Annotated in this window: 11 protein-coding genes; 1 reads left to right on the forward strand and 10 read right to left on the reverse strand. The window is 36.4% G+C overall.

Annotated features, from left to right (window positions below):
* Positions 1 to 65 precede the first annotated feature (65 nt).
* The 4 genes from ACY0M5_RS13955 to pta all read right to left on the reverse strand — a co-directional run bounded on the left by ACY0M5_RS13955 (position 66) and on the right by pta (position 6,661).
* Complete coding sequence (locus ACY0M5_RS13955) at positions 66 to 971, reverse strand: bifunctional enoyl-CoA hydratase/phosphate acetyltransferase (RefSeq protein ID WP_124994261.1); 906 nt, start codon at positions 969 to 971, stop codon at positions 66 to 68.
* 193 nt (positions 972 to 1,164) lie between these two features.
* The gene (locus ACY0M5_RS13960; protein WP_461629561.1) at positions 1,165 to 4,206 is read right to left on the reverse strand and encodes a sensor histidine kinase; all 3,042 of its coding nucleotides are present in this window, start codon (positions 4,204 to 4,206) and stop codon (positions 1,165 to 1,167) included.
* Between the two features lie 206 nt (positions 4,207 to 4,412).
* Complete coding sequence (locus ACY0M5_RS13965) at positions 4,413 to 5,621, reverse strand: acetate/propionate family kinase (protein ID WP_124994263.1); 1,209 nt, start codon at positions 5,619 to 5,621, stop codon at positions 4,413 to 4,415.
* A 38-nt stretch (positions 5,622 to 5,659) separates the two neighbouring features.
* Positions 5,660 to 6,661: a phosphate acetyltransferase gene (gene pta / locus ACY0M5_RS13970; protein WP_156197153.1), complete on the reverse strand. Its 1,002-nt coding sequence runs from the start codon at positions 6,659 to 6,661 to the stop codon at positions 5,660 to 5,662.
* A 204-nt stretch (positions 6,662 to 6,865) separates the two neighbouring features.
* Between pta and ACY0M5_RS13975 the strand changes: the two genes are divergently transcribed.
* Complete coding sequence (locus tag ACY0M5_RS13975) at positions 6,866 to 9,796, forward strand: FAD-binding and (Fe-S)-binding domain-containing protein (protein ID WP_461629562.1); 2,931 nt, start codon at positions 6,866 to 6,868, stop codon at positions 9,794 to 9,796.
* A 13-nt stretch (positions 9,797 to 9,809) separates the two neighbouring features.
* Here the strand turns inward: ACY0M5_RS13975 and ACY0M5_RS13980 are convergent, their stop codons facing one another.
* The 6 genes from ACY0M5_RS13980 to thiM are packed head-to-tail and all read right to left on the reverse strand — an operon-like array spanning position 9,810 to position 13,984.
* A complete protein-coding gene (locus ACY0M5_RS13980; protein WP_461629563.1) occupies positions 9,810 to 10,376 on the reverse strand; it encodes a cysteine hydrolase family protein in 567 nt (188 codons plus the stop codon).
* 45 nt (positions 10,377 to 10,421) lie between these two features.
* The gene (locus ACY0M5_RS13985; protein WP_124994267.1) at positions 10,422 to 11,069 is read right to left on the reverse strand and encodes a TenA family protein; all 648 of its coding nucleotides are present in this window, start codon (positions 11,067 to 11,069) and stop codon (positions 10,422 to 10,424) included.
* Positions 11,069 to 11,881, reverse strand: a complete 813-nt coding sequence (thiD, locus tag ACY0M5_RS13990) for a bifunctional hydroxymethylpyrimidine kinase/phosphomethylpyrimidine kinase (protein ID WP_461629564.1) — start codon at positions 11,879 to 11,881, stop codon at positions 11,069 to 11,071. The genes ACY0M5_RS13985 and thiD overlap by 1 nt, the downstream gene beginning before the upstream one ends.
* Positions 11,865 to 12,545 carry a thiaminase II gene (gene tenA / locus ACY0M5_RS13995; RefSeq protein WP_461629565.1) on the reverse strand — a complete coding sequence of 227 codons (681 nt, stop codon included), beginning with the start codon at positions 12,543 to 12,545 and terminating at the stop codon, positions 11,865 to 11,867. The genes thiD and tenA overlap by 17 nt, the downstream gene beginning before the upstream one ends.
* Entirely contained in the window at positions 12,546 to 13,193 is a 648-nt protein-coding gene (thiE, locus tag ACY0M5_RS14000; RefSeq protein WP_461629566.1) for a thiamine phosphate synthase, read from the reverse strand.
* Positions 13,190 to 13,984, reverse strand: coding sequence for a hydroxyethylthiazole kinase (gene thiM, locus ACY0M5_RS14005; protein WP_461629567.1), 795 nt, complete (start codon positions 13,982 to 13,984; stop codon positions 13,190 to 13,192). The genes thiE and thiM overlap by 4 nt, the downstream gene beginning before the upstream one ends.
* Positions 13,985 to 13,989 lie beyond the last annotated feature (5 nt).

Below are 13,989 nucleotides of genomic sequence, written 5' to 3' on the forward strand. Positions count from 1 at the left end.
TAAGATGTGAAAAAAACATCAGGAATCAAGACAAGAAGCAGCTCTTGATACCTGACGCCTGTAACTTATTTTGAAGCCACCAAAGCCGCCAAAGCGATAGAATACAATTTGGTTTTGACGCTATCGCCACGAGAAGAAAGAATTGCCGGGCATTTAGCACCAACAACCATTGCTCCCAGCTCAGCATTTGCCAATTTGGTGTTCACCTTGTAAAATACATTACCCGCTTCAATGTTTGGAAATACCATACAATCGGCATCACCGGCAACCATCGAATCTAATTTCTTAATCTCTGCAGATTCTTTATCAATAGCAACATCAATTGCCAAAGGGCCGTCAACATAAGCATTTTTAATTTGACCGCGATCGGCCATTTTCGAAATGATGGCTGCATCGACACATGCCTGCATTTTTGGCAAAACCTGTTCCGAAGCTGCTATTAAGGCAACCTTAGGTTTCTCGATACCCAAAGCACGTGCAACGGTTATAACATAGTTGGTGATGGCAATCTTCTGATCTAAATCGGGCTGAGGAATAACAGCCACATCACTTACTACCATTAATTTGTAGTAATTCGGATTCTCCATAACAGTAACATGACTTAAAACTGCTTTCGGAGGCATTAGTCCGGTTTCTTTATTTAAAATTGCCTTCATGTACTTATCTGTACTAACAAGGCCTTTCATAATCATATCACCTTCTCCGTTATTGATCAACTCCACTGCTTTTTGAGCTGCTTTCAATTCATCCGGTTCATGAATAACAGTAAACCTAGCGATGTCAAAATTGTGTTCCGCACAAGTTTTCTCAATAGTTTCCCTGTCGCCAACCAATGTCGCATCGATAATACCATGCTGTACTGCATCATTTACAGCTCCAATAGTATGAGAATCGTTTGCATAAGCAGCTACCAAACGCTTCTTTTCGCGGTTTTTAAGAACATCAATGATTTGATCTAAACGTGTAATCATTTTTAATATCTTTTTAGTGAATGTGTTTCAGGAAATTAAATCCTTATTGTTTAAGTTGTAAGGCAAAAATAGGAAATAATTACGAATTGCATTAAAAACAGACGCTAAAACCTACAAATATTATCTTTTAGAGGTATTATTATTGCAGATTGAAATTTTATTGGAACACATGAAAGAATTTCTTGGATTTCAGTTATTTTATTTTGGGAATTGAGAAAAAGAAACTTGTCCCTTTATCTTTTACACTTTCCGCCCAAATTTCACCTCCATTCAATTCTACAAATTCTTTGCAAAGCATTAGTCCAAATCCAGTACCCGATTCATTTGCAGTACCTTCGCTGGTAAACACTGTGTCAATTTTAAAGAGTTGTTCCAATTGCTTTTCCGTCATTCCAATTCCCTGATCAGAAACCTTAATCACAACAAAACCATTTGTCCGATTCAAACTTAATGTAATTGTTTGACCAGAAAATGAAAATTTAATTGCATTCGACATTAGATTCCGAATCACAGTATCTATCATCGCTTTGTCTGCTTTCACATTTACATGATCAAATTCACCTTTTACCTCAAGCCCTTTTAACAATCCCAAACTCTTATGAATACTCAGGTTCTTCTCTAAAAGAGATTTCAAATCAAACTCTTCCACATTTAATTTAAAATTTCCCTTCTGAACATTGGCCCATTCCAATAAACTTTCCAAAAGCTTAAATGTATCATCAGAACTTCTGTATATGGTCTCGATCAGCTCATTTTTTTCTTCTTCCGTCAAACTATCAGAATCCTTAATCAGAATCCTTGAAAACCCGCGAATGGCATTAAATGGATTCCTTAGATCGTGGGCAATTATCGATAGAAATTTATCTTTTGCAATATTCGCAGTCGATAAACTCTCATTTGCATTTTGCAGCTGAATTGTTCTATCAGAGACAATCTTCTCGAGTGCTAACAAATTCATTTTTGTTCTTCTTTTACTGTATTCATTCGTTAAATATATCAGAAATGATACGATTAAAATTTCTGTGAGAATAGTATACCAGCTTAAATACCAAACCTGTTTTACTACAAGCGGAATAATACGATGTTCGCTCCATGTATAATTTCCTTCATGCTTTCCGCGTATACAAATTTTATAGTCTCCTGATTTTAGGTCTGATAGTAAAATTTGATTTTTTGCCGATAACTCTTTCCAATCAAGATTCTTTTGAGAGGCATTAATTGTGCAATATTGAAATTTATTTTGTTTTTGTGGATAAATACTGGCTGCAACATCCAATAGCAACATGGAGTTAGCCCTCATCGAAACAGAATTATTTTGAAGGATAAGCTTCCCTTCGTTATCTGCTGAATATACTAATGGCATTGGAGTTGGCAGAATAGAACCTGATACGGATGCAAAAGCAATACCATTAGAAGTTCCTACCCATAAATAATTCTTCGAATCAACCAGTAAACTTCGGTTTATAAATGTTTTTGAAGGCAAGCCCTGCTCCTGTGTAAACAAGGAAATATCTGCTTTTTGCTTACGAACTACTCCTTTACTTGTTGTCAGCCATATTGAATTTTGTTTGTCAATTGCAACAGAATTAACTTCACTATTTGACATTTCTCCTAAGTCAACTCTCTCAACAAGATTTTCGGTGTATTTTAACAAACCCTCCGAAGTGCCCATATACAATGTATCCTTATTCATCTCAAGATCTATCACCCAAAAATCTTCACCTATTGCAAATGAAATTGGTTTGCTGATATTAATAATCTCATCTTTGGCAAGATCATATTTAAACAAATAAGAGTGCTTAAACTCCCCGCCTATATAAAGATTCTTCTTTGAATCTAAACAGATATCCTGCACTATGCGCTTCCCCCGAAATGAATCAAGATAACTCTTCACCTTACCTGTTGATAAATTAACCTCAAATAATTCTTTGTTGGCAACTACCCAGGCAATTTGTTCCGAAGGAATCTGAATACTGGTAACTGCCTGATTTGAAACGGCTATATCCAAAAGTAAATCTTCGCCTTTAAAAACATATAACCGACCTTGCTCAGTGCCTATTAGTTTTAAATCTCCCAAACTCTTAAAAACATGAAGCGATCCCTCAAAATTGACTGGCAGCCTTTCAATGTCTTTTTTATCATTCACCTTGAAAAGGCTCATTGTACCGGCAAAATTTACATTCCCATCATCAGATAGATCAATAGATGCAATATATTCCGAATTCGACGATTGAAATTGATATGAAAAGAATTTCTTTTCCATAAGTACTGCTCCGGAATTTGTGGATGCCCAATACTTTCCAAAATCATCCAAAAAGATATCATTAACCGTAAAATAAGGGAAGCCACCAACATTGGATACAGAATACTTATCAGCGATATCAAGCTCTGCCAGACCTTGAAACCATGTTCCAATTAATATTTTATTATCAGAAATCCTTGCGAAACACGATGCCATAATATTTTCTGTAATCACATCTTCCCTAATTACTTTGGCCTGTGAATCAAATAATATCTTAATAATACCTTCAGAGGTGCCCAGTAAAAATTCATTGGCTCCGATTTTAAAAGAAGAATGAATTATTAGATTCAGATTAAAATCTGATTCGGTAAATGTATTGTTTTGAGAATCAAAATTATAAAACCATCCCTTTTGAGAAACTACAATTAAATTTCCATTGTCGCATTCCAGAAACTGAAAAGATCTGATATAAGAAGAGGTCAGGTTTTTTTCATCCATCCTGAATTTTTCAACAGTATCTCCCTTATATCTGTAAATATGATTATAATCCGTGATCCATAAATCATTTTTCTGATCCTCAAACAAATGCTTTGGGTATTTGGGCTTAGATGGATCGGTATTGCACTCAATAAACAATTTCAGCTCTGCTTTTTCAAATGATCCTTTAATTTTATAAACAGCATCATCGGAAACAGCCAAAAGTTCACCACTCTTCCGTTTAAACAATTCTTTAAAATAGTTTGATTTCCCTTCCGGTAAAATGAGTGGTACAAAATTATCATTATGCAGGAATAATACTCCATCATCGGTGGCAAAATAGTATACACCCAAAGAATCCTGCCGGGAGGATTTAACCAATTCTTCATTGAGTTTATTCTCCTTATTGTATTGATAAAATCTAAAATTCGTTCTCTGCCCTTCTGAAGAAAATGAATTTGAGATCAACAATAAAATAAGAAAAAATTGAACTGATAAAGTAGATATTCTAATCATAGAATTCAGTTTGAGCTGTATAAATAATATTTAGCAGATGAATACTAGTATCTTAACGATAATTATGATCTTTTGTTTCAAAAAAAATATAACCTATTTATGTTTTTGTCTGATATATGGATGATAATTTTACACCTGCCTGTTTTGCAAATAAAAAAAAAGCCCTGTCTTTCGACAGAGCTTTACTATATTTATTATTCACCGAATTAATTCAATGCACTTACAATACGCTGAGTATCTGAAGCAATAACCAATTCTTCGTTTGTTGTAATAACCATGGCTTTCACCTTAGATCCTTCTTTAGAGATAATTGCATCTTTACCACGCAAACCATCATTCTTTTCTAAATCAAAATCAAGACCCAGGTAAGCAAAATCTCCGGCAATTTTCGCACGGGAAATACAATCATTTTCTCCAATTCCTCCAGTAAAGATTACCAAATCAACACCTCCCATTGATGCAGTATATGAACCTACAAAACGCTTCACGCGATAAGCAAACATATCCAAAGCCAATTGAGCTCTTTTATTTCCTCCTTCGGCAGCAAGTTCCAAATCTCTCATATCCGAAGAAATACCTGAAATTCCAGCCAATCCACTTTGCTTATTTATCAATTTGTTTGTTTCATCAATCGACAAATTTTTCTTTTCTGCAATATAAAGAAGTGCACCCAAATCAAGATTACCTGTACGGGTACCCATTAACAAACCTTCATTTGGAGTAAATCCCATCGAAGTTTCAATAGATTTTCCACCATCAATTGCACAAACAGATGCTCCGTTACCCAAATGACAGCTAACAATTTTCTTATCCTCAATGTTCCATCCCAAGATTTCACATGCTTTGTTAGCTACAAATTTATGACTGGTTCCGTGAAAACCATATTTACGTACACGAAGAGTTTCGTAACAATCATATGGCAATCCATACATGAATGCCTTTGGAGGAAGTGTTTGGTGGAAGGATGTATCAAAAACAGCAACCTGAGGAATACCGGGAAGTAATTTTTCCATAGAAAGAATTCCTTCCAAATTAGCTGGATTATGGAGTGGTGCCAATTCACAACACGACGCTATTAATTCTTTTGCCTTCGCATCAATAAGCGCACTATCTTTAAAATACTCACCACCATGAGCTACACGATGACCAGCAGCATCTATTTCTTTAATACTTGAGATAACACCATGTTCAGGGTGAACCAATGCTTTTAGTACAAGGTCGATTGCTACTCCATGATTTGGAATATCCTGAACCGACTCGAACTTCTTCTTCCCCTCTGGTTTGTGAGAAATAATGCCTTCTTTAAGATGTATTCTCTCTACAAGACCTTTAGCCAACAAAGTGGCTTCTTCACCCATACTCAATAACTGATATTTTAAGGAAGAACTACCACAATTAAAAACTAGAACGTTCATCAGAATTTTGTTTTATATTTTGTTTGATATTTGATTTATTATAATCCTGCAGCCTGATTCGCTGTTATAGCAACCAGGTTTACTATATCGCTGACAGAACAACCTCTTGACAAGTCGTTAATTGGAGCTGCCATTCCTTGTAGAATAGGGCCTACAGCCTCTGCTCCTGCCAAACGCTGAACCAATTTGTAAGCAATATTTCCAACTTCCAGAGTAGGGAAAACCAAAACATTGGCTCTTCCGGCAACTGCGCTGTTAGGAGCTTTCTGAGTGCCGATTGCTTCTACAATAGCCGCATCAGCCTGCAATTCTCCATCAATTTGAAATTCCGGTGCCATTTCTTTTGCCAAGCGAGTTGCTTCAACTACTTTATCAACCATTTCGTGTTTACCAGATCCCATAGTAGAGAAGCTTAACATGGCTACACGAGGTTCCATTTTAGCAATTGCTTTTGTGGTTTTTGCAGTTGCTACGGCAATTTCAGCCAATTCACTTGCTGTAGGATTAGGATGAACTGCACAATCTGCAAATACCATCATTCCATTATCACCAAATGTTTTATCTTTTAAAATCATTATAAAAGCACCTGATACCACAGAAATACCCGGCATTGTTTTTACAATCTGAAATGCCGGACGTAATACATCACCGGTAGCATTTAAAGCACCTGCAACTTCGCCGTCTGCATCTCCGGCTTTAATCATTAAGGTTGCTAAATACAATGGATCCTGAACCAAAACCATGGCTTTTTCCATTGTCATTCCTTTACTCTTTCTCAACTCAACTAAAATTTCAGCATAAGCCTCCATTTTGTCATGTTTTTTTGGATCAACAATTATCGCCTCACCGATATTTTTCAAATTTAAGCGAGTCGCCTCAGAAGCAATTTCGTCAGGGTTTCCAATCAGAATGATCTTAGCGATTTTTTCACTTAACAGGATGTCAGTAGCTTGTAAAGTTCTCTCCTCTGTTCCTTCAGGTAAAACAATTGTTTTACCACTTAAACGTGCATTTTCCTTAATTCTCTGCAATAAGTCCATTGATGTTCAGTATTTTAATCAGTTTTGTAATCTCGACTTTACAAAAGTATGAATAAAATGCAAACTTTAGATTCCTAAATCAAAAATATTTTAAAGTTTTTAATTAATTTTTTTAATAAATATTCATTCTCAATAAGCTGGCATTTTAAAATAAAAATGTAATTTCAGTTTTGAAGAATCTAACACTACAATTGCACCAACACTATGGAATACGAGAAACAAGATGCACTATTTGAGGAACTTAAGATAAAAATGGATGGCGAACTTTTTCGTGACATGACTACTCGTCTTATTTATGCAACGGATGCTTCTGCTTATAAGGTTCTTCCTCTGGCAGTTTGTTATCCTAAGACCGAAAATGACTTACAACACTTAATTCGGTTTGCATCTGATGAAAATTTAGCACTCGTCCCAAGAGCTGCAGGAACATCTTTGGCAGGACAGGTAGTTGGTGATGGAATTGTGGTTGATATATCGAAACACTTCACTAAAATTATTGAAGTCAACAAAGAGGAAGCATGGGTTCGCGTTCAGCCTGGCGTAATACTTGATGAACTAAACATGTATTTGAAAGATTACGGTTTGTTCTTTGGTCCGGAAACCTCAACCAGCAGTCGTTGCATGCTGGGTGGAATGCTGGGAAATAATTCCTGCGGATCGCATTCAATTATTTATGGAAGTACGCGCGATCACACTATCGAAGTAACCTGTCTGCTAAGCGATGGAAGCAAAGCTGTTTTTTCTCCTTTAAGCAATGAAGAGTTTGAACTTAAATGCAAAGAAAATAAAGGTTTGGAATCTAAATTGTATCAGCAAATAAAAAGTATACTATCATCTGATGAAAATCAGGAAGCAATTGCACAAGAATATCCTGATCCAAAAATAAAAAGAAGAAATACCGGTTATGCTATAGATATATTAGCATCCTCGTCTCCTTTCAATTCAAAGGGAAATGCGTTTAATTTCAGTCAGCTTTTAGCTGGATCAGAAGGAACATTGGCTCTCACAACAGAAATAAAATTAAGTCTGGTACCGGTTCCTCCTAAAGAGAAAGCTTTAGTTTGTGCTCATTTCGAAAATCTGGAAGAAGCAATTCAAGGCAATCTTATTGCCTTAAAATATCATCCGGGTGCAGTAGAATTAATGGATGATCAGATTCTAAAATTAACAGAGGGAAATATTACACAAGCAAAAAACCGATTCTTTTTGGAAGGAAATCCGGGTGCACTTTTAATTATTGAATTTGCCAGAGAATCAAAAAGCGAAATTGAGAAAATCGCCCGGGAAATGGAAGCTGAATTTAGAGAAAAAAAACTGGGCTATCATTTCCCTATCGTTTCAGGAGCAGACAACATGTCGCGAGTTTGGGATTTACGCAAATCAGCTCTGGGAATTTTATCGAATATGAAAGGTGATGCCAAACCAGTTTCCTTAATTGAAGATACCTCGGTAACTCCTGAAATATTATACGATTATATTGCCGAATTTAAGGATTTGATGAAAAAGCATGAGATTCAATGCGTATTTCATGCACATATTGGAACCGGAGAAATTCACATGCGTCCTGTTTTAAACTTAAAGAATGCTAAAGATCAGGAGAAATTTCATGCCATAGGTTTGGATTCTGCCAAACTGGTTAAAAAGTACAATGGTTCTTTAAGTGGAGAACACGGAGATGGCAGACTTCGCGGTGAGTTTATTTCCATTATGATTGGAGAACAAAACTATCAGCTCTTACGTGATATCAAGCATTGCTGGGATCCCAACAACATCTTTAATCCCGGCAAGATTGTAGATACACCAAAAATGAATACCCATTTGCGTTATGAACCCAATCAGAAAACGCGCGATATTCAAACTTATTTCGATTTCTCCAACGACATGGGGATTGTTCGTGCTGCAGAACGTTGCAACGGATCCGGTGATTGCAGAAACACGCATATCACCGGCAAGGGAATGTGTCCAAGCTATCAGGCCACACTGGATGAAAAGCTTACCACCAGAGCCCGCGCCAATTTATTTCGTGAATTTCTTACCGATTCAAACAAAATAAATCCATTCAACCACAAGGAATTATACGACATATTGGATTTATGCTTGTCTTGCAAGGCTTGTAAATCTGAATGTCCGTCGAGCGTTGATATGGCCAAGCTAAAAGCTGAATTTTTACAACAATATTACGATTCAAATCCGATTCCACTTAGAAGTAATCTAATTGCCAACATCACTAAAATAAATAAGCTCGGAAGTTATGTTCCCAGCCTGTTCAACTATGTGAATCAACATCCCACAATAGGCAAAATTGTAAAAAAGAATCTTGGTTTTGCTGAAGAAAGAAGCATTCCTAAGCTGCACAAAACAACACTTCGGAAATGGCATTCATCATCCAAAAAAGAATCAAATAATAAGAAGGTGTATCTATTTGCTGATGAATTTACAAACTATAACGATACTCCAATAGGTATCAAAACAATTCAACTACTTGAACATCTGAACTATCAGGTTATTATTCCAAAACACTTTGAAAGCGGCAGAACTTATTTATCGAAAGGATTGGTAAAAAAAGCCAAATACCTGGCAATAAAAAACGTGAACCTGCTTAAAAATCTAATCACAGAAGAATGTCCGCTCATTGGTATTGAACCATCAGCAATACTTACTTTTCGTGATGAGTATCCTGAGTTGGTAACTCCGGATATGATAGAAGATGCTAAAAGACTATCGAAAAACACCTTTATAATTGAAGAGTATTTGTTTCAGGAAATGAAAAACGGCAGAATTAAAAAAGAACAATTTACCACAGCAAAAAAAGAGATCAAATTTCACACGCACTGTTATCAAAAAGCTCTCGCTTCATCCTTGCCTATAAAAGAAATATTAAGCTTTCCCGAAAATTACAGCACAACAGAAATACAATCAGGCTGTTGTGGCATGGCCGGATCGTTTGGTTACGAAAAAGAGCATTACGATTTAAGTAAAAAAGTTGGTGAATTAGTGCTTCTTCCCGAGGTGCGAAAAGCACCTAAAACAACACTAATAGCAGCTTCAGGCACCTCCTGCCGTCATCAGATAAAAGATGAAACAGAACGTGAAGCCCTGCATCCGGTTGAAATATTGTTTGATGCCTTAGTTTAATAAAAAACGATCTCTATTTCAAATAATTTAAAAACTCATCTGTATCAACAACAGTTGCAAATTCTCCGTGTAAACTTGCCAATGCTGTATCGTGAATAAGCTGAGCGGAGAATTTCTCACCATTTACTCCTATTTTATCAAAAGCAGCAGTGGCATCACTAATTAAATAAGTTTCGTAACCATAGTTACCAGCCATTCGTGTGCTTGTAGAAATGCAATGATCAGTTGTCAAACCAACAATCACCAATTGGGTTATCCCTTTTTTATCAAGCAGTTTTTTTAAATCAGTACCAATAAAGGCCGAATTCACATTCTTTTTTATCACAGGTTCACCCTCAATTGGTCTGGTCAATTCCAAGAAATCGTTTCCCGGATTACCTTCAACAAAAGGCGAACTTGGTATAGTAGAACAATGTTTAATGTGAAATAAAGGCAAGTCTTTTTCACGCCAGACTTTCAAAATTTCAGCCGCATTTTCTTCTGCTTCCGGATTATTTCTTCCTCCACCCCAATGCTCAATATCCTCAAATCCTTTCTGAAGATCAATTAGCAAAAGTGCTGTTTTATTTGTGATTTTCATGATTCAATCGATAGATTTTTAATTAAAACTGACCATTCATCAATACTATTTTGCAGGTAGCATTGATTCTTCAAAAATACGCAATTCATGCTCACTTGCTTCAATAAAAACATTGATCATATCTTCTTGAAAACATGAATTCATAAAATTTTGCTCCACTATTTCAATAAATGTGTTTAGATATGAATAATATTCATCACCTGAGTAAGTTGAAATAAACTTTTGATATGGATTATTTTGAGTCATTCTTGCAATTATAAAATCACAAACTGCTCCATAAATCCAAAAACAGGGTAGTAAAGCTGCACATGCAACTTCATAAGACGATTCCAATGAATGCTTTAGTAAAAAATCGGAATAATCAGCGAAAGCTTTGGATTGACTTGTTGCTTCCTGAAGTTCGTAATACCCGAGGTATTCTTCTCTTATCAAAAGCTCTACCTGAAGACCATCATTTCGTAATTCTTCAAAAAACAATTGATCCTCTGCCATAGTCGCCCGCTTACTTAAATTCCCTAAAGCTTCTGCATCTTTTATAAGATACAATACATCCTGAGTTAAATAATGTGCAAAGCAACTTTTGGGCAGTGAACCATCTGCTAGTTCACAAACAAATCGACATGAGGTTATTTCTTGAAATGTAGGATGAACCAGTTCCCAAACTTGCTGGGTAAAAAGACCTCTTGTTTTCATTACTTCCAGTATTCGTAAAAATGATTCACAGGCCCATGCCCTTCACCAATCCGATAATCAGCCCCTGCCACAATTGCATTGTTAATGTAATTTTTAGCCAACTGTACCGCCATTTGCAAATCGAAACCACGAGCCAGAAAAGCAGCACAAGCTGATGATATTGAACACCCAGTTCCATGAGTATTTCTTGTATTTAACCGTTTGGATTTCATCGAAATACTCTCCTGATTTTCAAAATCGTAAAAAACATCAATTAAATCTTCATCGTCTAAGTGCCCCGCTTTTAGCAAAACTGAAACCTGAAATAAATTTGCTAATTCCTTAGCGCAAGGAATAAATCCCGATTGAGATTCAATCTTTCGGCCCAATAAAATTTCAGCTTCCGGAACATTTGGTGTTATCACTCTTACTCTGGGAATCAAAAATCTTTTTAGTGTATCAACCGCCTCATCCAACAATAAAACATCACCCGATGTTGCGACCATTACTGGATCCAAAACAATATTCTTTATGCCTTTGTATTGATCCAAAACGCTGCAAACAGCAAGAATTGTATTTGAAGAATGCAACATGCCAATTTTTATGGAATCAGCACCAATATCTGAAAGAACTGATTCAATTTGCTCCTGCAAAACCTGATCTGGAACAGCATGAACATTACTCACGCCCAAGGTATTTTGAACTGTAATTGCTGTTATTGCCGTTGCGGCATAACAACCGCAAGCCGAAATTGATTTAATATCAGCCTGAATTCCAGCTCCTCCTCCGGAATCACTTCCGGCTATACTTAAAACTCTATTGTATGTTTTCATACATAATTGTATTTGATTTTACAGGCCACTCCTCCATTTCATAGGCACTTATCCAAAACATCCATTCCAATTTCGAAGCCATTACAAAAGCATCAATCATTTTATTTTGATTACATATCGTAGTTCCTTTAGCCAATTCGTTGCAAATCTCAATAGCCAACTCAACCGCTTCCGAAAATTCATCTCCTCCATAAGTGTCAATCCAATTTTGGTACTGATTCTCACCAGGTATCTGATTTTCCAAAATATAATCTCCAACTTTTTTGTAGATCCAAAAACATGGCAAAATGGCTGCAACAGCCTCCTCGATCGAAGTTGCTGCCAATTGTTTATGAATATAGCAGGTATACAACAAACAAGAAGGTGAAGCTTCTACGACTTTCTTCCTGCTTTGCAAATAAAACTGATGCAATGCCTGTTCAACAGCCACCGTATCAAGAGCAAAACTCAAAAAAATCTTTCTATGCTCCGACTTATCTAATTTACAGGCAATACCTGCCAGCACTTTCCCAAATTCAGCCAAATAAATAGAATCCTGCTCCAAATAAAAATTGAATTTTTCCCGTTCAAGCGTACCACTGGTCAATTCCTTTATAAAGGATAAGTTCAATATTTGTGTGTAGATTTCCTCAATTGATTCCCAGGCTTTTGTACTCCAGTCCATTTACTCAATGTGTTCATTCATTATACTATCAATAATCTTTTTTAATTCTCTTGCTGCTTTTTCAGGATATTCCTGCGAAATTATTGCAGAAACAAGAGCAACGCCATCAGCCCCTGCCTCTATAATACTTCCCAAATTATTCTTATTGATCCCGCCAATAGCCACGCATGGATGTTTTGAAAAAGAAGCAATCTCCTTTATCCCATCAAGCCCAAGTGGTTTAGCAATATCGCTCTTTGTTTGTGTCGAAAAGACAGGCGATAAACCAATATAATCTACATCCAAATCATTTGCCTCTCTTGCCTGTTCGATACTCTCCACTGATAATCCAATGATCTTATCAAATCCTAGAATTTTTCTAGCTTCCTTATAGGGCAAATCACTCTGTCCTATATGTAAACCATCCGCATCAACAGCCAAGGCAATATCCAACCTATCATTAACAATTAACGGTACATTGTAAACTTTTAAAATGTGCTTTACCGACATTACCAACTCATAGAATTCTCTAGTCGTCGAATTCTTTTCGCGAATTTGTACCATACTCACGCCTCCTTTAATGGCAGCTTCAATAATCTCTGCAAGAGGTTTCCCATTTGCAAGGTCACTGTCAGTAACGAGATACAATTTTAGATCTTCCGTTCTCATTGTAAAGTACAAGTTGCTTTTTCAATTTCTATTTCAGATAAACTGTACAGACAATCAATAAAATGCATTTGCATACTTCCCGGTCCATTAGACTTAGATGCAGCAAATTCACCAGTAATTCCCATCACCATCATCCCAAATACTGCCGCCTGAAATGTATTGGGATTTGTTGCAGCAAATGCACCCAAAACTGCTGTAGCTGTGCATCCCATTCCAGTAACTTTGGCCATCAATTGATTCCCAAAACCAACCGATTCAACTTTTATTCCATCAGTAATAAAATCAATCTCACCGCTTATAACAACAACACAATTGTTTCCAGATGCCAAAATTTTAGCTGATTCTAAAGCAACATCCGCAGCCACAGAACTATCAACTCCTTTCGTAAGCATTGTTTGATCAACTAAAGCCATTATTTCGGAAGCATTTCCCCTTATTATATTAGGCTTGCACGTTTCAATTATTCGCAAAGCACTCGATGTTCGATAAGGCGTTGCACCTGCACCTACAGGATCGAATACAACTGGTATTTTTCTTTCCCGGGCTTTTTCACCTGCAATAATCATGGATTCGACCCATTCTTCCGATAAAGTACCCATATTAATTACCAATGCTGAAGCAATATTTACCATATCTTTCACTTCGTGCAAGGCATGTGCCATTACTGGAGAAGCACCAATAGCGAGCAGAGCATTTGCAGTCGTATTCATCACTACAAAATTAGTAATATTATGAACCAAAGGAGCTTGCTCTCTGATAGCAGATAAATTTTCAATTAATTTATTACCCATTTTCA

The sequence above is a fragment of the Labilibaculum euxinicum genome, assembly GCF_963678175.1.
Taxonomy (GTDB): Bacteria; Bacteroidota; Bacteroidia; order Bacteroidales; family Marinifilaceae; genus Labilibaculum; species Labilibaculum euxinus.